The 25,495-nt window shown below is 65.9% G+C and carries 21 protein-coding genes and 1 tRNA gene; 11 read left to right on the top strand and 11 right to left on the bottom strand.

The genetic code is table 11. The features are described from left to right. Positions 1-3,666: a nitrate reductase subunit alpha gene (locus tag AC5Y5E_RS18395; RefSeq protein ID WP_499904122.1), complete on the bottom strand. Its 3,666-nt coding sequence runs from the start codon at positions 3,664-3,666 to the stop codon at positions 1-3. A 354-nt stretch (positions 3,667-4,020) separates the two neighbouring features. Continuing rightward, positions 4,021-4,344 carry a hypothetical protein gene (locus AC5Y5E_RS18390; RefSeq protein ID WP_499904121.1) on the bottom strand — a complete coding sequence of 108 codons (324 nt, stop codon included), beginning with the start codon at positions 4,342-4,344 and terminating at the stop codon, positions 4,021-4,023. A 136-nt stretch (positions 4,345-4,480) separates the two neighbouring features. Here AC5Y5E_RS18390 and AC5Y5E_RS18385 point away from each other — a divergent pair, with 136 nt between their 5' ends. Beyond that, on the top strand, positions 4,481-5,158 hold the full coding sequence (locus AC5Y5E_RS18385) for a TetR/AcrR family transcriptional regulator (protein WP_499904120.1): 678 nt from the start codon (positions 4,481-4,483) through the stop codon (positions 5,156-5,158). Here the strand turns inward: AC5Y5E_RS18385 and AC5Y5E_RS18380 are convergent. Together AC5Y5E_RS18380 and AC5Y5E_RS18375 are read right to left on the bottom strand one after the other, a co-directional pair. Continuing rightward, positions 5,101-6,069, bottom strand: a complete 969-nt coding sequence (locus AC5Y5E_RS18380; protein WP_499904119.1) for a carbon-nitrogen hydrolase family protein — start codon at positions 6,067-6,069, stop codon at positions 5,101-5,103. The genes AC5Y5E_RS18385 and AC5Y5E_RS18380 overlap by 58 nt on opposite strands. Before the next feature lie 98 nt (positions 6,070-6,167). Then, positions 6,168-7,076 (bottom strand): TPM domain-containing protein, encoded by a 909-nt coding sequence (locus tag AC5Y5E_RS18375; RefSeq protein WP_499904118.1) that lies wholly within the window; start codon positions 7,074-7,076, stop codon positions 6,168-6,170. Between the two features lie 340 nt (positions 7,077-7,416). Between AC5Y5E_RS18375 and AC5Y5E_RS18370 the strand changes: the two genes are divergently transcribed. Then, on the top strand, positions 7,417-8,109 hold the full coding sequence (locus AC5Y5E_RS18370) for a TetR/AcrR family transcriptional regulator (protein WP_499904117.1): 693 nt from the start codon (positions 7,417-7,419) through the stop codon (positions 8,107-8,109). Positions 8,110-8,395: 286 nt separating this feature from the next. Here the strand turns inward: AC5Y5E_RS18370 and AC5Y5E_RS18365 are convergent, their stop codons facing one another. Next, positions 8,396-9,067 carry a TetR/AcrR family transcriptional regulator gene (locus AC5Y5E_RS18365; protein WP_499904116.1) on the bottom strand — a complete coding sequence of 224 codons (672 nt, stop codon included), beginning with the start codon at positions 9,065-9,067 and terminating at the stop codon, positions 8,396-8,398. Between the two features lie 275 nt (positions 9,068-9,342). Beyond that, positions 9,343-9,413: transfer RNA gene (locus AC5Y5E_RS18360), tRNA-Cys, on the bottom strand. Between the two features lie 157 nt (positions 9,414-9,570). Between AC5Y5E_RS18360 and AC5Y5E_RS18355 the strand changes: the two genes are divergently transcribed. From AC5Y5E_RS18355 to AC5Y5E_RS18315, 9 genes are all read left to right on the top strand, one after another. Further along, positions 9,571-10,554 carry a glycoside hydrolase family 6 protein gene (locus tag AC5Y5E_RS18355; protein ID WP_499904115.1) on the top strand — a complete coding sequence of 328 codons (984 nt, stop codon included), beginning with the start codon at positions 9,571-9,573 and terminating at the stop codon, positions 10,552-10,554. Positions 10,555-10,664: 110 nt separating this feature from the next. After that, on the top strand, positions 10,665-11,531 hold the full coding sequence (locus tag AC5Y5E_RS18350; protein WP_499904114.1) for a cyclopropane mycolic acid synthase family methyltransferase: 867 nt from the start codon (positions 10,665-10,667) through the stop codon (positions 11,529-11,531). Positions 11,532-11,627: 96 nt separating this feature from the next. After that, on the top strand, positions 11,628-15,767 hold the full coding sequence (locus tag AC5Y5E_RS18345; protein WP_499904113.1) for a PE domain-containing protein: 4,140 nt from the start codon (positions 11,628-11,630) through the stop codon (positions 15,765-15,767). Positions 15,768-15,893: 126 nt separating this feature from the next. Next, positions 15,894-16,763 (top strand): cutinase family protein, encoded by an 870-nt coding sequence (locus AC5Y5E_RS18340; RefSeq protein WP_499904112.1) that lies wholly within the window; start codon positions 15,894-15,896, stop codon positions 16,761-16,763. 62 nt (positions 16,764-16,825) lie between these two features. Then, on the top strand, positions 16,826-17,383 hold the full coding sequence (locus tag AC5Y5E_RS18335; protein WP_499904111.1) for a M15 family metallopeptidase: 558 nt from the start codon (positions 16,826-16,828) through the stop codon (positions 17,381-17,383). A gap of 796 nt (positions 17,384-18,179) precedes the next feature. Further along, positions 18,180-18,320 carry a hypothetical protein gene (locus tag AC5Y5E_RS18330; protein WP_499904110.1) on the top strand — a complete coding sequence of 47 codons (141 nt, stop codon included), beginning with the start codon at positions 18,180-18,182 and terminating at the stop codon, positions 18,318-18,320. 29 nt (positions 18,321-18,349) lie between these two features. Then, the gene (locus AC5Y5E_RS18325; protein WP_499904109.1) at positions 18,350-18,991 is read left to right on the top strand and encodes a type IV toxin-antitoxin system AbiEi family antitoxin domain-containing protein; all 642 of its coding nucleotides are present in this window, start codon (positions 18,350-18,352) and stop codon (positions 18,989-18,991) included. Next, on the top strand, positions 18,988-19,875 hold the full coding sequence (locus AC5Y5E_RS18320; protein WP_499904108.1) for a nucleotidyl transferase AbiEii/AbiGii toxin family protein: 888 nt from the start codon (positions 18,988-18,990) through the stop codon (positions 19,873-19,875). Before AC5Y5E_RS18325 ends, AC5Y5E_RS18320 begins: the two co-directional genes overlap by 4 nt. A 234-nt stretch (positions 19,876-20,109) precedes the next feature. Beyond that, positions 20,110-20,532, top strand: a complete 423-nt coding sequence (locus tag AC5Y5E_RS18315) for a hypothetical protein (RefSeq protein ID WP_499904107.1) — start codon at positions 20,110-20,112, stop codon at positions 20,530-20,532. A 7-nt stretch (positions 20,533-20,539) separates the two neighbouring features. On the opposite strand, the gene AC5Y5E_RS18310 is transcribed toward AC5Y5E_RS18315, so the two are convergent. Genes AC5Y5E_RS18310 through AC5Y5E_RS18290 form a run of 5 tightly spaced genes read right to left on the bottom strand, consistent with a single transcriptional unit; the run spans position 20,540 to position 25,447 of the window. Next, entirely contained in the window at positions 20,540-21,376 is an 837-nt protein-coding gene (locus tag AC5Y5E_RS18310) for an SDR family NAD(P)-dependent oxidoreductase (RefSeq protein ID WP_499904106.1), read from the bottom strand. A 22-nt stretch (positions 21,377-21,398) separates the two neighbouring features. Next, positions 21,399-21,764 carry a DUF5078 domain-containing protein gene (locus tag AC5Y5E_RS18305; RefSeq protein ID WP_158086221.1) on the bottom strand — a complete coding sequence of 122 codons (366 nt, stop codon included), beginning with the start codon at positions 21,762-21,764 and terminating at the stop codon, positions 21,399-21,401. Between the two features lie 25 nt (positions 21,765-21,789). After that, positions 21,790-22,116 carry a DUF732 domain-containing protein gene (locus AC5Y5E_RS18300; protein ID WP_083172030.1) on the bottom strand — a complete coding sequence of 109 codons (327 nt, stop codon included), beginning with the start codon at positions 22,114-22,116 and terminating at the stop codon, positions 21,790-21,792. Further along, a complete protein-coding gene (locus AC5Y5E_RS18295) occupies positions 22,113-25,022 on the bottom strand; it encodes an MMPL/RND family transporter (RefSeq protein WP_426629469.1) in 2,910 nt (969 codons plus the stop codon). The genes AC5Y5E_RS18300 and AC5Y5E_RS18295 overlap by 4 nt, the downstream gene beginning before the upstream one ends. Then, complete coding sequence (locus tag AC5Y5E_RS18290; protein ID WP_426629470.1) at positions 25,019-25,447, bottom strand: MmpS family transport accessory protein; 429 nt, start codon at positions 25,445-25,447, stop codon at positions 25,019-25,021. Before AC5Y5E_RS18290 ends, AC5Y5E_RS18295 begins: the two co-directional genes overlap by 4 nt. Between the last annotated feature and the right edge of the window lie 48 nt (positions 25,448-25,495).

The following is a 25,495-nucleotide window of genomic DNA, read 5'->3' as shown; positions in this document are numbered from 1 at the left end:
TCAGTACTCCACTTCTTGCGAGCGCCGCCTGATCGTGGTGACCTCGTCGCGCTGGTTTCCGGTGGGGCCGTGATAGTTCAGCGCGAAGGACTGCTGGGCGTAGCCCCCGATCAGGTGTGACGGCTTGATCATGATCCGGGTGAGGGCGTTGTGGATGCCGCCGCGCTTGCCGGTCTTCTCGGTGCGCGGCACATCGACCGCCTTGTCCTGCGCGTGGTACATGAACACCAGGCCCTCGGGCATCCGGTGGCTGACGATCGCGCGCGCGTTCACCACCCCGTTGCGGTTGGTGCATTCGATCCAGTCGTTGTCCTGGACGCCGATCTTCGCCGCGTCCACGTCGGATATCCAAATCGCCTGCCCGCCACGGGAAAGCGTGAGCATGTGCAGGTTGTCCTGATAGGCCGAGTGGATGGACCACTTGGAGTGCGGCGTCAGGTACCGCACGGTGATCCCGCCGCTCGTGTCGCCGACCGCCGGCTCGTCGAACAGCGCCGTCATGTCCAGCGGCGGGCGGAAGATCGGCAACTGCTCCCCCAGCTCACCCATCCAGTCGTGATCGAGGTAGAAGTGCTGCCGGCCCGTCAACGTGTGCCAGGGCTTGAGCCGCTCGGTGTTGATGGTGAACGGCGAGTACCGGCGCCCCCCGGTCTCCGAACCGGACCACTCCGGCGAGGTGTTCACCGGTACCGGACGAGACTGCGTGTCGGCGAAGGTGATTCGCCGCCCCTCGTTCTCCTTGGCGAGGTCGGCGAGCTCGATGCCGGTGCGGCGCTGCAGCGCCTCGAATCCGTCGACGGCCAGCCGCCCGTTCGTCGTGCCGGACAGGGCCAGGATGGCCTCGGCGGCGTGAATGTCCTTGGCCAGCGACGGCCGCCCGACCGCCATGCCGCTGACGACGGTGCCGTTGACGCCGCGCAGGTATTCGACCTCCGCGTCGGGATGCGTCGTCACGCCCTTGGTGGTCAACCCGACGGTTTCCACCATCGGCCCCAGCGCCGCCATCTTCTCGGCGACCGCCGGGTAGTCGCGTTCGATCATGACCAGCCGCGGCATTGTCTTGCCCGGAATGGGGTCGCATTCGCCGGTTTTCCAGTCCAGCACGCGCCCTCCCGGCTGGGCGGTGGCGTCGGCGCTGTCGTGCTGCAGCGGCATCGCCACGATGTCTTTGCGCTTGCCGAGGTGCTTGTCGGCCAGCCAGGAGAACCCCCGCGCGATCCGGTGAAACGCGTCGAAGTCCGTCTTGGTCTCCCACGGCGGGGAGATCGCCGGCGAGAAGGCGTGCACGAACGGATGCATGTCGGTACTGGACAGGTCGTGCTTCTCATACCAGGTGGCCGCGGGCAGCACGATGTCGGAGAACAGCGTGGTGCTGGTGTTGCGAAAGTCCAACGACAGCAACAAGTCCAGCTTCCCGATCGGTGCCTCGTCGCGCCAGCGCACCTCCTGCGGACGCACGGCATCCTCGTCACGGGCGGCGACGCTGGAGTCGGTGCCGAGCAGGTGCTTGAGGAAGTACTCGTTGCCCTTGGCCGACGAGCCGAGCAGGTTCGAGCGCCACACCGTCAGGCAGCGCGGAAAGTTCTCCGGCGCATCCGGGTCCTCGCAAGCAAATTGGAGATGGCCGGACCTCAGCCCGTCCACGACATGCGCCGCCGCGTCCTTGCCCAGGCGCTCGGCCTCGTCAGCCAGATCCAGCGGGTTGCGGTTGAACGTCGGATAACTCGGCATCCAGCCCAGCCGGCTCGCCAGCGCGATGTTGTCGGCCGCCGTCCGGCCCGCGAACCGGCCCACGGCCGTCGGGGACGCCATCACCTCGGAGGTGAACCGGTCGTAGCGCCACTGGTCGGTCGCCAGGTACCAGAACACCGTGCCCTGCATCTGCCGGGCCGGCCGCTGCCAATCCAGCCCGAAAGCCAGCGTGGACCAACCCGTGACCGGTCGGCACTTCTCCTGCCCGACGTAGTGCGCCCAGCCGCCGCCGTTGACGCCCTGGCAACCGGTCAGCATCACCAGCGTGAGGAACGAACGATAGATCTGGTCGGAGTGAAACCAGTGATTGGTCCCGGCTCCCATCAAGATCATCGACCGGCCACCCGAACGCTCCGCATTGTCGGCGAATTCGCGCGCGATCCGTTCGGCCGCCTTGGCCGAGACCCCGGTGATCGGCTCCTGCCAGGCCGGTGTGTACGGCTGGCTCGCGTCGCCGTAGTGCATCGGCCACTCACCGGGGAGGCCGTCGCGGTGCACGCCATATTGCGCGAGCAACAGGTCGAACACCGTCGTAACCCGCTGCCCGGCAATGGTCTTCGTCGGCACGCCGCGGGTCAGCACGTCCGGGCGGCTACTGTCGAACCGGGGCAGCGTCACGGCGGCCGCGTCGCCGTCGGCGCCATACAACGTCAGCAGCGGGTCGACGCCGTGCAGGTCGAGGTTCCAGTTGCCCTCGCCGGATGCGGTGAAGCGATGCCCCAGCGAGCCGTTCGGCACCACCGGGTTGGCCTGCGCGTCGAGCAGCACCGTTTTGGACGACGCGCCTTCGCTTGTGTCCCCGAGATCGGCAGCGGTGAGGAACTTTCCGGGCAGCCAGGCCCCGTCGCGCTCGGTCAGCGTCACCAGGAACGGCAGGTCGGTGTATTTCTTCACGTAGTCGGAGAAGTAGGGGGTTGTCCGGTCGACGAAGAATTCCTTGAGGATCACGTGGCCCATCGACATCGCCAGCGCGGCATCGGTTCCCGGCCGCGCCGGCAGCCATTCGTCGGCGAACTTGGTGTTGTCGGCGTAGTCGGGCGAGACCACGATCACCTTCTGACCGCGATAGCGCGCCTCGGTCATGTAGTGCGCGTCGGGCGTCCGGGTGACCGGGACGTTGGAGCCCCACATGATGAGGTAGCCGGCGTCGAACCAGTCGGCCGATTCGGGAACGTCGGTCTGGTCGCCGAACACCTGCGGCGAGGCAACCGGAAGGTCGGCGTACCAGTCGTAGAACGACAGCATCGACCCGCCGATCAGCGAAATGAACCGTGCCCCAACGGCGTGGCTGACCATCGACATCGCCGGTATTGGTGAGAAGCCGGCCACCCGGTCGGGGCCGTACTTCTTGATCGTGTGCACGTGTGCCGCGGCCGCGATCTCCGCCGCCTCCCACCACTCGGCCCGGACAAACCCGCCCTTACCGCGCGCTGTCTTGTAGCGGGCTGCCTTCTCCGGGTCGTCCACGATGTCGGCCCACGCCAGCACGGGGTCGTCGAGTCGCGCCTTGGCTTCGCGGTAGTACTCCAGCAGCACACCGCGCACGTACGGATAGCGCACGCGGGCAGGCGAATACGTGTACCACGAGAACGAGGCCCCGCGGGGGCAGCCCCGCGGCTCGTATTCGGGCTTGTCGGCTCCGACCGACGGGTAGTCGGTCTGCTGGGACTCCCAGGTGATGACGCCGTCCTTGACATAGATCTTCCAGGAGCACGAGCCGGTGCAATTCACGCCGTGGGTCGAGCGGACCACCTTGTCGTGCGCCCAGCGATCCCGGTAGAAGTCATCCGCCGACCGGCCACCGACCTTGTGCAGCGCGCGGTGATCCGCCGAGATCTCGCCCCGATGAAAGTATTTGCTGAACCCGAGCAAGGCGTCGGCGGCGGTCTGGTGATTCGCGTTGAGATCGACCATGGCGCCTCCTCTCAAACGGGGCCTATCGCGCGGTCATTTACCGAGCGTAAGGGAGGTTTTTGGCCGCTCAAAAGTTCGCACCGACGGCCTAGCCCGGTTGTGCGCTCGGGTTAACACCGCGGTCATATTGAGAGGCGTCGGGCATGCCCGGGTGTTGCCGATGGAGGGGAAAAGGCGCTGCTGGAAGACTCGACCGCTGAAAACCGGGCCGGCAGCGAGCCGTCGCGGCGTCGCAATCGCGGGCTCACAATTTTCGTGCCGTTAACACGCGAATCGCGCGTCCGATTACGGACCTGTGAGGCCACGCCGCCGGGGGTCCGAGGCGCGCGTGCAACGCTCGCCCGGCAAGTCGGGTCAGCGGTCCGACGGCTGCCGGTCGGCGCTGCGACTCCGTCCCAGCAGCACGCAGATCAAGGCGAGCCCCGCCAGCAGCGGGTGAACGATGCGGTCGCGCATGTCGACCGGGACCACACCCACCAGGTCGGTGCCGTGCAATACCTCGAGCCCGGTGGCCACTGCATAGGTCAGGCCAACCGTCACCGCTGCCGCGGGGGCCGCTGGGGGGTACGCGACACCGACGGCGAGCACAACGACCATCACCAGCTGCCAGACCGATCGCCAGCCATCTCCGGGCAAGTTGAAACTTGCCCCCGCCACCAGCGTTGCGGTCGCACGCACACCGAGAAATAACGCAACGGCCGCGCAATACCAGCGGCCCGCGCTCCCCCTCCCCGTCCAGCCAGCTCGCATCGGAACCTCCTCCAAATACGGTTAATGCCACTGCGGCATTAACCGCCACGACTATACTGCCACCGTGGCAGTAACGGGAGTGGTTCGCGGCCAAGGATCAAGTCCCTCTCGAAGGCGCCGTCGCGCTCCCGCGGAGGCTCGCCGCGAAATCCTCGAGGCGGCGGCCGCATTGCTCGCGGAGCAGCCAGCCCACGCCGTAACCGTGGCAGCGATCATGGATCGCACCACGCTGTCGCGCAAATCCTTTTATGTATATTTCCGCGACCGCGCCGAACTGATCGGCGCACTGGTGCGGCCCCTGCGTGTCGAGGCGGACGCGGCCCTGGCCCAATGGCGCCAGGCCGAGGATCCCGTCGCGGCCGGGCGTGCGGCGCTGCTGAGCGCGGCACACACCTACCGCCGGCACGGGGCGATTCTGCGTGCGGTGTTCTGGTCGGCTGGCGATGATCCCGAGGTGGCCGCGGCCCGCGCGGCCCTAGTCGACCCCGTGGTCACGGTTGCCGAGGCGATCATTGGTGGCGCGGACAGCGGCCTTCTCGATCCCCGCGGTGCCGCAACGGCTTTGGTGACCATGAACGTTCACCGGCTGCTGACGCTGACCCCTGAAACCTCTGATGCGGATATGCATGCGCTCGTGGACACACTGGCCACAATCTGGGAACGTGCGCTTTATTCAAGCAAGGGTCAGCCGCGAACCGCGCTACCCGCGTATCGGCCCAAATCGAATTCGCGGGCGACATGACGGCGGTAAAACCGCCTACCGTGCAGCCGCTGATAATGCCATGCGGCGGCCGGCAGGAGTCCACGCCGATGCAGCCAGAAGCCTCCCGGAGGCTGCGTTTTCGGTGCACAACGGCCGACATCGATATCAGCGACGACGACGCCCTCACCCTGCTCCTTGTCACGGCTGGCGAGTACCACACCGTCCCCGCCGACAATCATCGTTCCACCCTCGAAGCGACCACTGTAATCGATTGGCAGCCAAGGCATTCGGCATCGCAGCGAGCCGGCGTGTGCGGCGTGCAGCACCGGCGCGCCGACGTAGCCGGCGAAGGACTGGGCCGCTCGCCGGGCGGTTGCGGCGTTGCGGGTTTCCATCCGGCGGAAGATGGCCGACGGGTGCCAGCCGGGAACCGACCACCAGCCCGATCCAGTCATCGCCAGGTCAATGCGCCCGCGAAGCCGGTGCACCGTCCGCGTGCGCATGAGCTCCCAGCACATCGCGACGCCCACCGTGAGCTCGCCGGCCGAGATCACGCCGTCGTCGCAGCCGCCGATGTAGAACGCGTTCTCCCACATGGTGGGCAAGTCCTTATCGTGGCGACCCACCACGCCCTCCGCCGTCACCAACAGGTAGGCGTTGCGCACGTGCCCGTCGGTGTCCCCGGCCAAGAACGACCCGCCGATCATGGCGCCGTGGCGTCGGGCCAGGCTCAACAGCAACTCGGTGGCCTGGCCGTCCGGCGGTAACGCGGCATCTGCGAGTTCCGGCAGAAAGCCGATGCCAGTGGTGAAGAACTCCGGCAGGGCGATCACGGTTGCGCCGGCAGCCGCGGCTTCATCGACCAGGCGTTCGACGGCGACAAGGTTGGCATCGACGTCGACGAGGACGGCGTCTAACTGGACGGCGGCAGCGCGCAGGGTTATGCCCATATGTCGATGGTCAACCCCATGGCGATATGTCGGCAAGGACATTCTCACGACGATTCCCGCCATCCGGCGGAAGCGATCGCCGATGGTGAACCGGCCGATCATCGCGTCGAGGCGGTGCCTCGACGTCGTGGGGGGCGGTGCGCCGCCATCACGTCGGCGTTGGCCAACGTCTGTGCCTGAGCGGCCAGGGTCGACGCCCTGTTGGCATAGGCAATTGCTTCCGGCTCGTTTGTTGTTTCCTTGCCGTGCGCCGCTTCCAAGTGCCGTTTCGCCTCTTCGAAACGGCGCTGGGCGTCGGAGCCGAGGCTCTGGCGATGCCGGGCGACGTAGTCGCTGATCTGACGCAATCTGGCATCCGCGGTGGACAGCGCTTGCGCCAACGAGCGCGCGTCGATGTCGACCTGGCCATCGGGGGTGTCGATCCGCTGCGCGGCACGCCGGCGGCGACGGCGGCGATAGAGAACGAGAACCACGACGACGATAACCACGGCGACGATGACGCCGATCGCGATCAACACCCAGATCTGCTTGGACGAACTTGGCGCTTTGTTCAGCCCGTCAGCCGCAGCGACTGCGGCGCCGCTCCAGTCTTTGGCGTTCACCGCTGGCTCAATTTTGTTGCTGCGCAGGCTGTTTAACTCGGCTACCGTGAGGCCCTGCAGATTCGGTGGCACGCTGAACGCGTACAGCTTGGTGTTCGTTGCCACGGCCAGCAGCGCGTCGTAGTCGCCCATCTCGCTGACGCCGCGGGTTCGGTCGGCCCAGTTCTCGGGTTTGAACCTGGAGAAGTTGTCGACGTAGACCACCCACAGTTGAATGTGCCGATCGCGGTATAGCCGGTCGATCGCCGAGCTGACCGCCGTCCGGCCGGAATCGGTCAACGCCCCGGTGTTGTCAGTGATGTGATCGGTGAGCTTGGACGGCGGTTGCGCGCCGCCGGGCGTTGCCAGCAGCAGGCCCGCCGTGAGGATCGTGAGGACCACACCGAACAGGCGAAGAACGCGCATAAGGGTAATCTATGCCGTCAATTCATGGTCGGGCGGACGGGCCTCAGGAGCCAATGCAGATCACTGTGCAACTGGGAAGCTGGTCGCCAGCCCGGGGCCGACCGAGGTCGACAAGCGGTATCTGGGCCAGCGGATCGGTGGATTGCGATCCATGCACGTTGAGCGGGAGCCCCGGCCCTAGTCCCTCCGGGTTCTCCAGATGCCCGTGGCCGGCCACCAAAAACGCGGCTCGAGCCTGGAGCACCGCACCCGAAGGTGTACCAATAGTCTGACCGCCACTCCGAAACCATTTATCCCACCGAGATCCAGGCGCGAACCGCGGCCACGATATCTTTTAACCGTGGCTATAAAACCTACCGAGGCATCTGAAAGCGGACCTACCATCGAAAATGAATCCAAGTCCGCCCGCACCCGTGCCCGCATCCTCGATGCGACCGCGCACGTGTTGAGCGCGAAAGGGTTTGCCGGGACGAGACTCTCGGATGTCGCCGAACACGCCGAGATACAGGCACCGGCAATCTACTACTACTTTGCATCCCGCGAAGAACTCATCGAAGAGGTCATGTACTGCGGCGTCGCCGCACTGTGCAAACACGTACAACAGGTCCTCGACGATCTGCCACCGGATACCTCGCCCCTGGATCGGATCGTGACGGCCGTCGAGGCCCATCTGCGGCACGAGCTCGAGACCTCCGACTATGCCACCGCCTCGATCCACAATTCCGGACAGCTCCCACGGCACCTCCGCGCACGTCAGCTGAGAGAGGAAGCGAGGTATGGACGGCTGTGGCGCCAGCTGCTCGAGGATGCGGTTGCCGGCGGGCAGATCCGCGCCGACCTTGACGTCCGTTACCTGCAGCTGCTGGTCCTTGGAACGCTCAACTGGACGGCCGAATGGAGCGACCGGCGCCGCGACTCCGTCGACGGCATCGTGTCCAACGCCCAATCCTTTGTCCGCAACGGACTGTGCCCGCTTCCCGAATCCCGGGCCCGCCGCACCCGGAAGGCGCGCACGACAGCTACCCGACACTGACACGAAACACCTACTTCTGGGCTGGTGGCCTGACCGAAGCTTCGTTTGTTGATGCGGTTCGCACGGGGGTCTGGGAGCTCGGCACCTGGACACGGAAACCCGACATCCATTCCCTGCACGTCGTCGGGTCTTGTCGAGATTCGGACCAAGATGACACCTTCGCCATCTTCGGCGGCATCGATCACTTCGTCGACATCGGTGTAGGCCTTCCCCGATACCACGCCCGGAGAGTCGCCCTTCGCAAATCGCGACGACCGCCTGCAGCGCAGACGCCCGCGCCTCGGCCTTAAGTTCCGGCGCGCGGTCTCCGAAGTCGTTGTCGTCCAACGGCTTTCCGCGCGCCGACCGGCCCTCCCAGACGCAGCAGCCGGATGGCTTCGTCTGCGATCTGCTCCGCGGTGATCTTTTCCTTGGGCTGGTACCACCGCGATACCCAAAGGATCATCCCGAGGATCAGTCGTGTAGTGATGACCACATCACCCTTTTCGATGTAGCCGGCCTCCATGTTGGCGGCAACCACCGAGAGCCACAGCTTCTCGAATTGCCGACTCCACTTGCGCCAACGCTGGACGACGTCGCTGGGCAGGTCACCGCCGTCAAACAAGACGTGCAGGTAGCTGCGCATTTGCACCGCCGCCTCTGACTGAAGGCGAACCATCGCTTTCAGCCGGTCCGCGGGATCGGCGATGTCGCAGACCGCCGTCTCAACTCGCTCCGTCATCTCACGCGTACTGCGTTCGAAGAGAATGCCTAAGAGGTCCTGCTTGGTTGGAACGGTGCGATACAACGTGGCGCGCGAAACCGACAGTTTCTCGGCGGTGTCAACGATAGAAACGGCCTCGTAGCCACCCTCGTGGAAAAGCTCCGCGACCGCGTCGGCGACCGCGTCCCGATCGATTGTCAGGCGCGGCCGGCCACGCGGACGGCCGTTGCTATTACCGCTTGTCAGTTTCGCCACCGGGCTCCCGTGCATTCGCACCAAGTTTACAGGCTGCGTGTCGCAAAATCGTCAGACCCATCAAGCGAACGAACATAGCCGTTAGCAGCCCGACCAGCCCTTAGGCACTAACCAGGCGCCATGCGCGGCGCTATTTTGACCTCCATAAGTACAGGTCGACAAGGCGAACCACGATTATCGTGACGGCGAAAATCACCAGGGCTGGCAAATAGACGTTTGGGCCAACTGCTGGCCCTTAGCCCCGGAGGGACGCGGCCGCCCCGCGCATTTCGCGGAGCGAGTGACGGGATTCGAACCCGTGTTTACGGCTTTGCAGGCCGCTGCCTAGCCACTCAGCCACACCCGCACAAATCGCTACACTGCCAGCGCGGGCCGCGAAACCCGATGGTTTGCCTCGGTCCGATCATTTCGGTCTCGACGCGCGGTCTCTCCGGTAGACAGGCGCACGGAGCGCGCTATCACCTACGTCCGCGATCTGCGTCGCGTGCTGCTAATTTCCTGGGGTGACGTTCTCAGCTGGCGCGGTCGCGCGGTGGGTCGCCCCTTTGCTAACTGTTGCGGCTTTTCTAGCCAACCCGGGGCACGTCGGTCCCGCCCCGTCGGTGCGGTTGGCCGATGACGCCAATCCGTTGGCCGGCATGCCCTTCTACGTGAATCCCAGCTCGGCCGCGATGCGCGCCGCGCAGCACGCCGATCCGCCGAGTCCCGAGTTGACCGCCATCGCCAACACGCCGCAGGCGTACTGGATCGTCCCGGGCTCCTCCGCATCGACGGTTGCGAAGTACACCGGCGACGCGGCGACCGCCGGCGCCATCCCGGTTCTGGCGATTTACGGGATTCCGCACCGCGACTGTGGCAGCTTCGCCGCGGGCGGCATGGCGACGGCCGACGACTACCGCGGCTGGATTGACGGGATCGCATCCCAGGTGGGCGGCACCCGGACGGTGATCATCCTCGAACCCGATGCCCTCGCGATGGCCGACTGCCTGTCGGCCGACCAGCGCCAGGAACGCTACGACCTGATTCGCTACGCCGTCGACACGCTGACGCGCAACCCGGGCACGGCCCTCTACGTCGACGGCGGCCACCTGCGCTGGCACAGCGCTGAGGACATGGCCGCCAGGCTCAACAAGGTCGATGTCGCCCGGGCGCGCGGTTTCAGCCTCAACACCGCGAACTTCTACACCACCGGGGACGAAATCGGTTACGGGGAAGCGATTTCGGGGCTCACGAACGGGTCGCACTACGTGATCGACACGTCGCGCAACGGCGCCGGGCCGGCGCCCGACTCCGGGCTGAACTGGTGCAACCCCAGCGGCCGCGGGCTGGGCACTCCCCCGACCACCGCCACCGCGGGCGCGCACGCCGACGCCTACTTGTGGATCAAGCGTCCCGGGGAATCCGACGGAACGTGCGACAAGGGTGATCCGCCGGCGGGCACCTTCGTGAATCAGTACGCCATCGATCTCGCCCACGCAGGGGGCTAGACGCATCTCTGGCAAGGACGACGGGCGTCGTCGTAACCTCAAGCCACGGTCACCTCGGGTGGATCGATCCACAAACCCCTAGCCGCACAGGGATTGGAGGCAACATCAAGATGGCTGAGGAGCTGACGCCGCATTTCGAGGACGTGCAATCGCACTACGACCTCTCCGACGACTTCTTCCGCCTGTTCCTCGACCGCACCCAGATGTACACGTGCGCCTACTGGCTGGGCGGCGACGACATGACTTTGGAACAGGCGCAAATCGCCAAAATCGACCTCTCGCTGAGCAAGCTGGGCCTACAGCCGGGCATGACGATGCTCGACCTCGGCTGCGGCTGGGGCGCGGCCATGATGCGGGCCATCGAGAAATACGACGTCAACGTCATCGGCATCACGCTGTCCAAGAACCAGGTCGCCCACGTCGAGCAGCTGTTCGCCGAGTCGGACAGCCCGCGTTCCAAGAAGGTGCTGCTGGAGGGCTGGGAGCGGTTTCACGAGCCGGTGGACCGGATCCTCGCGATCGGCCCGTTCGAACACGTCGGCTACGACCGTTACGACGCCTTCTTCGAAAGAACCTACGAGCTGTTGCCGAGCGGCGGCACGATGCTACTGCACACGATCACCGTGCTCTCGGAAAAGGAGATCATCGAGTCCGGCTTGCCGCTCACTCCGGCGATAGTCGAATTCAGCGACTTCATGAAAACCGAAATCTTCCCCGGCGGCTTTTTGCCGACCATCGACATGGTGCAGCAGTTCTCGGCGAAGGCCGGCTTCAAGCTGAAGCGCCGCCAGTCGCTGCAGCGGCATTACGCCAAGACCCTGGACGTCTGGGCCGCGGGCCTCGAGGCACACAAGGCCGAGGCCATCGAGATCCAGTCCGAAGAGGTCTACGACATGTACATGAAGTACCTGACCGGCTGCGCGAACCTCTTCCGCAAGGGCTACACCGACCTCAACCAATTCACCCTGCGGAAATAGTCGTCGTGTCGCGCCCAGAAGGGCTTCACTTTCCTGGGTTTCATTAAATAGAGTTAGCGGTCCGAGTCTCCCCGTTGAACTTGATGGGAGTCGAAAATGTCGGCTTTCCTGATCGCAGCACCAGAGGCCTTGGCCGCGGCCTCGGCGGATTTGAGCGGAATCGGGGAGGCGATCAAAGAGGCGACGGCGTCGTGGGCGCCGCCGACGACGGGGATTGTGCCGGCGGCCGCCGACGAGGTGTCGGCGGCGATCGCGCGGTTGTTCGGCAACTATGCGCAGACGTATCAGACGATGGGCGCCCAGGCGGTCGCGTTTCAGCAGCAGTTCATGCAGGCGTTGAGCGGCGGCGCGGGCTCCTACGCGGCCGCCGAGGCCACCAGCGCGGCGTTTCTCCAGCTCCCCGGGCTGCAGGCCGTGGAGCGGAACCTGCTGGACACGTTCAATGCGTACAGCCTGACGTTTACCGGCCGACCGCTGATCGGCAACGGCGCCCCCGGAACCCCCGGGACCAGCGCCCCTGGAGGGGCCGGCGGGTGGTTGCTCGGTTCGGGCGGGGCCGGCGGGTCCGGCGCGGCCGGTAACGCCGGCGGGGCCGGCGGCCCCGCGGGGCTGATCGGCACGGGTGGGGCCGGCGGGGCGGGCGGCAGCGGCGCGGCCGGCGGACCGGGCGGGCAAGGCGGCTGGCTATTGGGCACCGGCGGGACCGGCGGGACAGGCGGCTTCGCGACGGCCGGGCCCGGCGGGACGGGTGGCACCGGCGGGGCCGGCGGATTGTTCGGCGCCGGCGGGCCCGGCGGGGTCGGCGGGTTCTCGTCGACCGGAACCGGCGGTGTCGGTGGGACGGGCGGGGCCGGTGGGCTGCTCGGCGGGCTGCTCGGCGCCGGCGGCGGCGCCGGCGGGGTCGGCGGAGCCGGGGACACCGGCGGGGCGGGCGGTGCCGGCGGAGCCGGCGGCATGCTGGTCGGTGCCGGTGGCGCCGGTGGCACCGGCGGGTTAGGCGCGACCGGCGCCGGCGGTGCCGGCGGGCCCGGCGGCGCCGGAGCCCTGCTGGTGGGCAACGGCGGTCCCGGCGGTGTCGGCGGCACCGGCTTCGGCGGCGACGGCGGGGCCGGCGGTACCGGCGGCCACTCCGGCTGGCTGCTCGGCTCGGCCGGCTCGGGCGGCGCCGGCGGCAACAACTTCGGCAGCGGCACCGGCGGCCACGGCGGGGCCGGCGGGGACGCCGGCGTGATCGGTTTCGGCGGGACCGGTGGGGCGGGTGGGTTCGCGTCGGCCGGGGCGGGTGGAGCCGGCGGGACCGGCGGCGCCGGCGCCCTTCTGGCCGGCGACGGCGGGGCCGGTGGGGCCGGCGCACAGGGCGCCGCTGGCTTTGCCGGCGGGATCGGTGGGGCCGGCGGCCGGGCGGTGCTGCTCGGCATTGGCGGGTCCGGCGGGACCGGCGGACTCGGTGCGCCCGCCGGCGGCAACGGCGTCGCCGGCGCCAACGGGGTGTTGATGCCGGCGGCGGCGCTCAATGTGATCAATGCGCCCAGCGTGGCGCTGACCGGGCGCGCGCTGATCGGCAACGGCGCCGCCGGCGCCGCGAGCAGCGGGGCCCCCGGTGCGCCGGGCGGATGGTTGCTCGGTTCTGGCGGGGCCGGGGGCTCCGGCGCAAACGGCCTGCCGGGCGGGGCCGGCGGCGCTGCCGGGCTGTTGGGCAGCGGCGGGGTCGGCGGGGCCGGCGGGTTCGGGGCGTCCGGTCCCGGCCGGGCCGGCGGCATGGGCGGCCACGGCGGTTGGCTGTTCGGTAACGGCGGTCCCGGAGGGGCCGGCGGCGTCGGCGCCGCCGCCGTGGGAGCCGACGGGAACGGCGGCAGCGGCGGGTCCGGCGGCGCCGGCGGGTTGTTGGGGTCCGGCGGGGTCGGCGGCCCCGGCGGGTTAACCGGTCAGCTGACCAGTGGGTTGCGACCCGGCGCGGGCGGGGCCGGCGGAACCGGCGGGCCGCTCAGTGGACTGTTCGGCGCCGGCGGCGGAAACGGCGGGGTCGGCGGCGCGTCCATCCAGTCCGACGGCGGAGCTGGCGGACCCGGCGGCAGCGGCGGCTCGCTGTTCGGTCCCGGTGGGGGCGGCGGCGACGGCGGCTCCAGCAGTCAGGGCGCCGGCGGGGCCGGCGGGACCGGCGGGGCGGGCGGCCCGCTGTCGGGCACCGGCGGGGGCGGTGGGACCGGCGGATCCAGCACCAACGGCGCCGGCGGGCCGGGCGGAATCGGCGCCACCGCGGGCTGGGTGGGCTCCGGGGGTGCCGGTGGCGCAGGCGGCACTTCGGCAGCAACCGTCGGTCCACATCCGGGCGGCCAGGGCGGGACCGGCGGCAGCGCCGGATTCGTCGGCTCCGGCGGGGCCGGCGGGTCCGGCGGATTCGCCGCGGCGGGCCCCGGCGGGGACGGCGGCCATGGCGGGACTGGCGGGTCGCTGGTGGGCAACGGCGGTCCCGGCGCGGCCGGCGCGGACGTGGCCCCGACTTCCCTTTTCAGCGGTGGCGGTGGCGGGGGCGGCGGCAGTTCGATCCTAATCGGCGTCGGCGGCAACGGCGGCAACGGCGGCAACGCCGGCGCCGGCCTATTGGGCGGGCCCGGCACGGTGGGAACCGGCGGGATTTTGCTCGGCCGCAACGGGATCCCCGGATTGCCGATGAGCCCGAACCTGTTGGTCAACCCCGGCTTCGAAACGGCCGATCCGTCCGGGTCGGGCTACAGCGGCGTGACCATTCCGGGCTGGACGGTAACCGGAACCCCGACGATCATCGCCTACGGCACCCCACGCGGTTACCCGGGACCCTTCTCCATCCCGGACCTGCCAGGCTTCCTGGGCTTCCCCGGCAGCGCGCCCCCGGGCGGCGGCAGCAACTTCGCCGGCGGCGGACCCGTGGCCACCTCGACCATCAGCCAAATCGTCGACCTGAGTGCCGCGGCCGGCAAGATCAACACCGGCACAACGCCGTACACGCTGAGCGGAACGCTCGGCGGCTACCTGGGCGACCCGTCCTCGGCGTCGCTGAAGGTCACCTTCCTCAACAACAGCGGGGCCGTTCTGGGCACCGGCACGACCACGTCGGTCACGTCGCTGGATCGCCTGGGAATCACCGGATTCCAGGGACGGGACGTCTCCGGGACGATCCCGGTGGGCACCACCAAAGCCGTGGTGACCGCGACCTTCGCCGACCACAACCCGGTCCTCGGCAACTACAACAACGCCTTCGGCGACAACCTGTCGTTCACCGTCGGCGATCCGAACCTCACCGCGCCGACGCTCACCACCCCGACGTCCAACGTCGGCCACCTGGATCACGTGTTCCTCATCTACATGGAGAACCACGGCGTCGGCGACATCCTCGGCAGCCCCAACGCGCCGTACATCAACAGCCTGATCGGCAGCTACGGATACGCGGACAACTACTACGCGCTCGGCCACCCCAGCGATCCCAACTACTTCCGGATCCTCGGCGGAACGGACTACGGCATCGACGTCAACCCGCCGCCGAACGTCATCTTCGGAAACAACAACCTCATGGCGAAGATGGATGCTTCGGGCGTCAGCTGGGCCGGTTACGCACAGAGCATGCCCGCCCCCGGCACCATCGTCGACTCGGGTGACTACGCCGTCGACGAATTGCCGTTCGCGATGTTCAACTACGTCTACGCCAACCCCAACCCGAACTATTTGACGACCCACCTGCTCCCGCTGGGGAATTTGAACCACGATCTGCAAACCCCAAGCACCGCACCGAAATTCACGTGGATAGCCGCCAACGAGTCGAACAACATGGAAGGCCCCGTCAGCACTCCGACCGGCGCGCTGAACTTCGTGGGCAGCCAGCTCACGACGCACCAGTACAACATCGCTGCCGGCGACCAGTTCGTCCAGCAACAGGTGTCCACCATTCAGAGCTCGAACACGTGGACCGACCCGACGCAGCACGACGCGATCATCATCACGTTCGACGAGGACTACAACAACCTGTCGCTGGGCATCGGTAACCAGGGCAACAACGTCCCGATGATCGTCATCCCGAACGCGGGCGCCGTGAACGCCGCGACCGGGGCGATGCAGTCCGGCCACTTCGTCGCCACCAGCCACTACGACCAGTACAGCCTGATGGCCACCATCGAAGACGCCTTGAGTCCTTCGCCGGGAGCGCTGGGACCGCTGACCATCAACGACATGTATGCCCAACCCATGAACGAATTCTGGAAGTAATGGCCGCCGCCGGCAGGCGCGGCCGGACGCGGAACTTCTGAGTGTCGGATTGCCGCGGACGGGGCACCCCACCTTTGATCGCTGGTTCACATTTCAGCTGAAGGGTGCATGATGCCGCACATAGTGATGACCGTATCGGGAACCGGTGTCGACATGTGGAACACCGCGCCCCCGCAACCCGCAGGCGTAGCAGCCGCGCTGGCGGCTGCGTTTCCGGATCTGTTCTACTGGCAGCCTGTCGGTAACTATCCGGCCAGCGTGTTCCCCATGGGCCCAAGCGTGGACGCCGGCGTCGCCGAGCTGAATAGGCTTTGCACGCAAATCAATCCGCCACCCGGCGTGCCGTCCTATCCGGACAATTCCATTATCCTGCTCGGGTACTCACAGGGCGCTATCGTCGTCTGCCAGTTCCTGCACACGATAGCGTGGCTGAATCCGCAGGTCGCGAACCGCATTGTCGCGGTGGGTGTTTGGGGGAATCCCCAACGGTTGCCGGGGTTCGCTTCAGGCAACCAGTTCGCCGGTTGGCCGATGCCGGCCGATGTCGACGGTGTCGTCACCGGTGGCGTTTCGGGCCCGGCCTGCATGATGCCGGCAGATGTCGCACCACACCTACTCACGCCGGTCACGCATTTCTGGGGCGATTTCGTCAACACCATTGGTGTCGGAAACGATATTTACACGGACGCCCCCGTCGGCCCCGACCCGTGGACGGCCGAGGCCGGCCCGGGAGTCATCGAGACGCAGATCTACAACATCGTCCAAAATGCCAATAGTCCAAACATTTTCGCGATCCTGCGCGACGCATTAAAGCTGGTGAACCCGGCCACTTCGGTTGAAGAAATCATCTCCATCACCGAGGCGATCTACAACGGCGGAATGTTCCTGGCGGCCGGCCCCAACGCGTCTCACTACACCTACGACACGACGCCGATCTATAACTTCATCGCCTTGGCGGGCCAAGAGACGCAACCGTTTTCCACTAGCCAGGTTTGACGAGGCGCCCCCCGGATGCCCCATCGGTAGAGTGTCGTCGGGGAACAGCCAGGAGATGGAGCATGCGATCAGTTGCGTCGGCCGCCGCCTTTGCCGTGGCGTTGGGTTTCCTCGCGCCGTCTGATCCGCCGGGGACTCCAATCAGGCTCGCCGACCACTCCGTCCCGTTGGCCCCTCCTGCCGACCCCGGCGACGGTTCCCTGCCCAACGGGGGCCAGCTGACGCCGTTCGACATGCAATACTCGGCAATCGCGCGCCTCGACCCGGCGTTGTTGAAAGCGATTCAGGCCGCCGCCACCGCGGCCGCCGCGGACGGTGTAACCATGACCATCACCTCGGGCTGGCGGTCGCCGGAGTTTCAGCAGCGGCTGCTGGACAACGCCGTGCAGACCTACGGCAGCCTCGCCGCGGCGAGGCAATACGTGCAGACCCCTACGATGTCTAAGCACGTCACAGGCGAGGCGGTCGACGTCGCGGGTACGGGCGCCGACGAATGGCTGATGTCCAACGGGTCGCGCTTCGGGCTATGCCGGATTTATGCGAACGAGCTGTGGCACTTCGAACTGGCGACGGACGCGGCCGGGAACTGCCCGGCGCTGCTTCCCAACGCGGCCGGCTAGTTCCCGGATCGGCCAGCCGGACAAGCACATCCGTCAGATGCCCTTGTCCACGTCCGTCTGGACCTCAAGGGTGCCGGACCAACCACTCATTGCGCCCTTGTTGCAGCCGCCCAGGACTCCATCCATCTGCACGTCGACCGTGTGATTATTTCCCGGCCCGTGCGGAACCCTGAAGAACTGCGCAGGCACTCCCAGCCCTACTTGGGAATGGCCCACCTCGGCCCCGTCGACGAAAATATGCACCTCGCCCGGGGCGCACGCATGGGGATCCGCGGTGAACCTGATGTAGTAGGGAGTGCCGCTGCCGCCAACTTGGATCCCTTGCCTCGGGGTGCACGTCTGGCTATACGGCTGCGGGCAATCCACCGCGAGGAACTTGGGTGTAAGTATTCGCCGACGCCGGACTAGCCAACGCCAGTGCGGTAAGTGCGACCAGCGTCGTCGTTGTCGTGGCTTTCAAGATGCTCGCTGGATGGCTCATGTCCAAAGTCCTTCCGACGCGGATCGTGGACGAGACCCCGATTACACGGACGTTTTTGCGCGCAACGTCAGGATCCGACGCTATTGATCAGACAACCCTCGGCGCATCGGGGGTTTCCCTACACTTTCGGAGGTTTCGGCAGGCTGGGAGACCGACAACCCATCGCTGATCACCGCCGGCACGGCCTGATACCGCTGCTCGGCCCCGGTTAACTCGCTCATCGAAGGAATGTCAGGGATCAAACGAATTAGCCCATCATGATTCGGCCAGATCGACTCCAGCGTCGCAACACAAAGGCGCTACGTCGGAGGGCCAATGATGAAGGACTACATGAACCGCGGGCGCATCCACTCCCAGGCGGCCGGCCTCCTGGACCGGACGGTGCGCGCCGCCGACAGCGATAGCGTCGCCTGGTACGAGGCCTTGCATCATCAGTATGCATTTCGTACTCTCTAAAGGTACGAAATGCATACTTGGGAGTGGAGATGGCGCAGGAGCGCAGTACCCCATTGCCAATCAGCCTGGCCCAGGCGCCGATGAAGACCATTCGGCCTGCCGACGCCGCGCAGCATTACGCCCACCCGCGCCCACAACTGGCCCGCCTCGCCGAACGTGGAGTCCTGCACCGCCTCGCCGACGGCTACTACGTTGTAGTGCCGCAAGAGATGGTCAGACGTAGGTGGATGCCGGGCTTGGAAACCGCCGCGGCAGGCATTGCTTCGGCGATCTACGGACCGGATGACATCGTCGTCATGGGCATCAGCGCAGCACGGCTTTACGGAGCAATTCCGCGTGCACTGGCCACCGCGACCGTTGCCGTCCCTGCCCAGCACCGCCCCATCGCCCTATCCGACCGCGCTGCGGTCGTCAGATTCGTAAAGCGCAATACCCAAGGATTGGACGCCGAACGCTACGACACCGAGCTCGGGCCGACGCTGGTAACCACACCCGAACAGACGCTCCTGGACCTCGCCCACCGCCCCCAACTGGGCGACGCCGAAATCGATATCCCGAGCGCCGTGGCTGCGCTGTACGAACGCAGCGACCTAAACCGCCTACAAGCCTTGGCGACCGAACAACGACGCGGCGCATCGCTGAAACGGGCCAGAACCTGGGCCCGACAGTGAACGGCGACGAAAAAGCCGTCGTCGCGGAGCAATTCGGTGTCGCGACCGAACAAGTCGAACGCGACCACCTGATCTCCCATCTACTTGCCTTTCTAAGCCGAGCAGTCGGCGACCGAATCCATTTCATCGGAGGAACCGCGCTCGCCCGCACCCACCTCCCGAACGGGCGGCTGAGCGAGGACATCGACCTCATCGCAATCGGTGACCGCCAGACCGTAGCCGCCGATATCGACGCCACCCTGCCCCGCGCCGTCGCCCGCACTCACGGGCGACTCACGCTCGACCCCGCACTTAGCAGCGTTCCCGACACCCGCCCTGCAATCCTCCGCGCCACCGGCGGCCTGACAGTGCGACTACAACTGCTGTCTACCCGGGACCGAATCGTGTGGCCGACCGAGCGACGATCCTTGGTCCAGCGCTACACCGATGCCCCCGCCGCCGCGCTGTTAGTGCCGACGCTTCCCGGTTTCGCCGCATCCAAGACCGCGACGTGGGTCGACCGCCACGCCTCTCGCGACCTATGGGACCTCTGGGCACTCAGCCGCCTGCGATCGATGCCGCCGCCGAGAATCTCTACCGGCGCTACGGCCCGACCAATCAACCGCCGGCTCCGCACGACTTCACGAAGGCGCCTACAGAGGCCGAATGGCAGAACCAGCTCGCCGGCCAAACCCGCCTCACGGTCTCCCCACGGGACGCCCCGCGCGCGGTGTGTGAGGCTTGGGCACAGGTCAACGCGTCCGCATAAACGATTAATAAACGATGATTCGAAAACTGACCTTGAAAAATGCCCTCTGAAGTGGGGCGGGCGGGGCTCGAACCCGCGACCAACGGATTATGAGAGCGTCCCACCTGAGGAGACGAGATTTGACGGCCTTTTGTGAGGTGCGCCGTCAAACGGTGGTATTCCGAACGGGCACAACGGAATACGCTGCCGAAACACGCCGAGGCTTGAAGAGGTTCGTCGAGACTACTGCGGACTGTGTGCGGACTGGCGAACGGACTGCCTAGCGCACCTTGGCGTGCGGGATCAACCTTCTACGTGTGAAGCGGAGTTCCGGCTTACATCAATGTGTTTTCGCTGGTCATACCAGTAGCGATGCCCGTAATCGGGCCTATTGGACGTACTGATCCGCCGCTTTGGCCGCATATTGGCCGCACGGCTTGGGGCGATTCGAGCTGCGCATATCCACGTCTGGCCGGGAAAGTACGCCAGAAGGAGGATCGACATCGACCGGGCGTTGTTCGACCATCCCCAGGAAACCTCCCGGTTCGGAGCCGAGGTTTGGTGGAACGATTCGATTACCGGCGAACACACCGCGGATACGGATGAACCCGCCGAAGAGCACCGCGACACTTTCCTTCTGTCGTTCCGTCGGGTCGCTTCGCGGGCCGGCGAGATTTTGCTCCGACTATTGGCCGCCGTCGTGGAGCGTGCGCGCCTTGACGAATTCATCGACACATCTGAGGACCGTCTCGACACCGCCGATGATCAAGGGGACCAGAACGCTAGCGATGCATTGAATGGCTCACGCCACTAGGTCGTGTTCACGACAGATGTAATGGCTCCACCGGACTGCCCATCGTCGCTCGGTAGTCGATCGGCTGTTTGCCGTCGATATCCTTGACGCCGTAGCGTCTGCCGAGTTCAGCGCCGATTAACGCACGGCCAGACAAGCGGGACAGTTGTGGATCGTGGTAGAGCGCATCGATCACCAAACCGGTGAACTCCGGATGCTCCCACTGCGGAAGTGATTGGCGCACGGCGTCGGGAAGTTGCTCTAGGGGTACGGCTTCGATGAATTCGGTGAGAACAAAGCCCGGCCAGATCGAGACGGCCGAGACGCCATGGGATGCCAGTTCCATCGCCATATCGGCCATCATCTTGTCGGTGCCGGCCTTCGCCGCGCCGTAGGCTGGGCCGTGGAAGTACGATACCGCTCCGTAAAACGACACGCTGGCGATCAGTCCCTTCCCGGCTGCCACCATGATTGGCGCTGCGTAGTAGGACGCCACATAGTTGGATCGAAGGCCCACCTCGATCATGTCGACGACGTGTAACGGCTTCTCCCAGAAGGGAGACGGCGCAGAGTTGGCCAGGTAGTCGACTGCGGCGGCATTGTTGACGAGGATGTCGAGGCGACCGCACTCCTCGGCCACCCGCACGAACAGTGCTTTGACGGCGTTGTCGTCGCGGTGGTCGCATTGCACCGCGATGCCTGTGCCGCCTCGCGCCTCGATCTCGTCGACCGTTCTCGCAAGCTCTTCGGCTCCGCGCGCCGTCACGTACACCGTGGCGCCTTTCGAGCCGAACGCTCGTGCGATACCGCGGCCCAAGCCGCGACTCGCACCAGTGACAACTACGACATCGTTAGTTGACGACACTGTCCTGAGTTCCTTTCTTTGTTCAATTCTCGACGTCTTGGCGTGTACTGACGCAACGTGAGTTGTTCATCAATGCGTCGGTAGGGATGTGATGTGAATAAGCCAGCCCGCGGTCGTAATTCATCGAATAGACCGGGTGGGTGCGGTCTGCTGCCGCGCGCATCATCTGAGTTGACTTGCCGTTGTAGTCCATCATGTATGGCTGGTGGCAGACCGGTTCGTCGCCGCATGCAGCGGCCAGGACTTGCTCTGCGGTACAGGTGGTCTCGAGCATGTGGTGTGAAATCGGGCATTGGTTGATGGCATCAGCCAGGGTCGCTGGGGCGGATACCACCGCGTTCGCGATGAACGCTTCGGGCATATCCACCAACTCAGTGAGCTTTTGCACTCGTGCCATCCCCGGTGTCTTCGGGCTACTGTGTAGCCGCATCGAAACGCACCAGTTGGTCAGAGCAGTAGGTTCCCAGCGCAGCGGCCAGGAACTGCCAGGCTTGTCCGGTGGTGGTGTCGTGGGTGAGGTTGCGTCCGACGAATGTGGCTGACGCATAGACGTCCTTGTCGATTCCGCGGTGCAGCCGCTCACAGGTGGTCTTGGCGATCCAGGCGTGGTAGTCCGGCTGCCCGTAGATGCCGTAGGTGTGCAGCTCGTTGGTGAAGTCGGTGTCGGGATCGGCGGCCGTGGGTGCGGCCAGCAGCACCGAGGTGAGAAAGGTCGCGAGGACTGCGGTCAACGCTCTCATGGCGCCACTCCTACCGCCGGATCTTTCTGCAAACGCTCGACTTTGGGCCACGGGGTGGGCAGCGGGCGCACCCGCACCCGCTGCGGCCACCAGTACCACCGCCCCAGCAGGGTAGCGATCGCCGGCGTCGTGAACGACCGGACTATCAGGGTGTCGAAGATCAATCCCAGTCCGATGGTGGTGCCGACCTGACCGATCACCCGCAGCTCGCCGATCGCCATGGTCATCATCGTGAAGGCGAACAGCAGCGCGGCGGCGGTGACGACCGAACCGCTGCCTCCCAGGGTGCGGATGATGCCGGTGCGGACCCCTGCGCTGACTTCCTCCTTGAGGCGCGAGATCACCAGCAGGTTGTAGTCGGCGCCCACGGCAAGCTGGATGATCATTGCCATGGGCAGCACCATCCAGTGCAGTTCGAGCCCAATGATGTACTGCCACAGTAGTACTGAGATGCCGAATGAGGCGCACAGCGACATCACCACCGCGCCGACGATCACCGCCGCGGCGATGATGGCCCGGGTGATGATGAGCATGATCAGGAAGATCAGCGCGAGCGCGGCGATACCCGCGATCATCAAGTCGTACTTCGTGCCGTCGGCCATGTCTTTGAAGGTCGACGCGGTACCGCCGAGGTAGATTCGTGCCCCCTCCAGCGGTGTGCCCTTGATCGCTTCTTTCGCGGCTTGCTTGATGGCGTCGATCTTTTCGATGCCCTCCACCGACATCGGGTCACCCTCGTGGGCGATGATGAATCGCACCGCGTTCCCGTTCGGGGACATGAATTGCTTGATGCCGCGCTTGAAGTCGGCGTTGTCGAAGGCTTCCGGCGGCAAATAGAATGAGTCGTCGTTCTTGGCTGCATCGAACGCCTCCCCCATCGCGTGGGAGGTCTGCTGCATCTCGGCCGTTTGCTGCTGCATCCCCTTCTGCGTTTGGTACAGCGTCAGCATCATCTGTTTGACCGATTTCATCGTGTCGATCATGGCCGGCATCAACGCAACCATCTGCGGCATCAGGGAATTGAGCCGTTCCATGTCCGGGATCAAGTTTCGGATGTTGTCGGTCATCGCGTCGATGCCGTCGAGTGCGTCGAAGATCGAGCGCAACGCCCAGCAGACCGGGATGTCGTAGCAGTGCCGTTCCCAGTAGAAGTAGCTGCGTAGCGGCCGGAAGAAGTCGTCGAAATTCGCCAGCTGATCTCGCACCTGCGCGAGCGTGATCGACATGTCTTTCATCTTCGTCACCATGTTGTTGGTGGTATCGGCCATCTGGACGGTGATGTTCTGCATCTTCTGCATCGTGTCGATGTTCGTTTGCATGTCTTCGGCCTGTTTCAACATGTCGGCCGTCCGGTCACCCTGGTATTGGTCGTTGAGCTTGCTCAACATGCTCTGCTGGGACAGGGCGTAGGGGATGGTGCTGTGCTCGATGGGCTGTCCGTCGGGCCGGGTGATCGTCTGGACGCGCCCGATCCCGGGCACTTTGAACACCGCTTTGGCGATCTTGTCGATCACCAGGAAGTTCGCCGGGTTTCGCAGGTCGCGGTCCGTCTCGATCATCAGCATCTCGGGGTTGAGCCGGGCGGGGGCGAAATGCCGCTCGGCCGCTGCGTAGCCCTGGCTCGAGGGGATGCTCGCCGGCAGGTACTTACGGTCGTTATAACTCGTTTTATAGCTGGGCAGCGCGATCAGTCCGATCAGCGATATCACCAGGGTGGCAGCCAGAATCGGTCCGGGCCAGCGCACCACCGCGGCACCGACCTTGCGCCAGCCCCGCGAGCGCAAAGCGCGTTTGGGATCGAGCAGGCCGAACCTGCCGGCCACCACCACTAACGCTGCCCCGAAGGTCATCGCGAACGTGACCATCACGAGCATGCCGATAGCCAACGGCACGCCGAGCGTCTGGAAGTACGGCAGCCGGGTGAAGCTCAGGCAGAAGGTGGCCCCCGCGATCGTGAGGCCGGAGGCGACGATGACGTGGGCGGTGGTACCGAACATGGTGTAGTACGCCGATTCTCGGTCCTGACCCAGGCTGCGCGCCTCCTGATAGCGGCCGATCAGAAAGATCGCGTAGTCGACGGCGATGGCGATGGCCAACGTCACCACCAGGCTGGTGGCAAAGGTCGAAAGCCCGATGATGTCGTGGTAGCCCAGGAAGGCGATCGTCCCGCGGACGGTCGCCACGCTGATCCCGAGCATCGCGAGGATCAGCAGGGTCGTGATGATGGAGCGGAAGTAGACCAGCAGGATGACCAGGATGACCACCATGGTCAGTTTCTCCACTGATTTCATGCTGCTGTGGCCGATCGCTTGCTGCTCGGCGGCCGTCGCCGCACCGCCGGTGAGATAGGCCTTCACGCCCGCGGGTGCCGGGGTCTGCTCGATGATCCGGTGCACGGCGGCCACCGAATCGTTAGCCTTGGCCTCACCTTGATTGCCGACCAGGTTGATTTGGGCGTAGGCGGCCTTGCCGTCGCCGCTTTGCACTCCCGAGGCGGTCAGCGGGTCGCTCCAGAAATCCTGGACGTGCTCGACGTGCGCGGTGTCGGCGCGCAGGGCGGCGACTAATTTCGCGTAATACTCCCGGGCCTCGGCACCCAGCTTGTCCTTGCCCTCGAGCACGATCATCGCCGAGCTGTCGGATTTGAACTCCGCGAACACCTGGCCGATTCGCTGCATCGCCACAGCCGCGGGCGCGCCCTTGGGGCTCATCGACACCGAGCGCAACTCACCGACCTTCTCGAGCTGCGGCGTCGAGGTATTCAGGAATATCGCCAACCCGATCCAGGCAATGATGATCGGCACCGAAAGCTTGCGCATCGCCAGCGCGATGCCGCCGAAATGCGGGCGCGGCCGGGTCGGCACCGAGATCTCCTCGGTCACCGCCTCTGCGACCGGCGCGCTCACGCGGACTTCACAATGCAGTAGGTCTGGGCGTCGTACCCGTCGACGACGCGCTCAGCGCGCAGCTGGTCGTCGACGTAAACGCGACAGCCCAGCGAGTCGGCATCACCTTGGGCGACCAGCGTCGCAGACACGGATGGATCGGTGGTCGACAGGGTCAATGACCAGGGCAGTGCGACGTTACTCGCCCGCCGGGGTATCGCTTTTAGGTCGGTGTAGTTGATGTCGACGACCGCACCGGCGGGACCGGAGACCTCGTAACGCACCACCTTCGGGTTGAACCGCTTGGCATCACCGGCGAAGTTCATCGGCGTTACCAGCACCGGATCCGAGCCGAAGATCCCCCGGATCCGGCTGACAGCCACCCCGCCAAGGGCAACGACGACCACCATCACCAACGGCAGCCACACACGTTGGAGCACTTTCATCCCGACCCTCCCTCGACCACTGGACCGCAACGTTATTAGCCGATCGGC

This window comes from Mycobacterium sp. NGS54, assembly GCF_059812465.1.
Note: the sequence above shows the minus strand (reverse complement) of the source record. Positions and strands in the feature narration are given on the sequence as shown.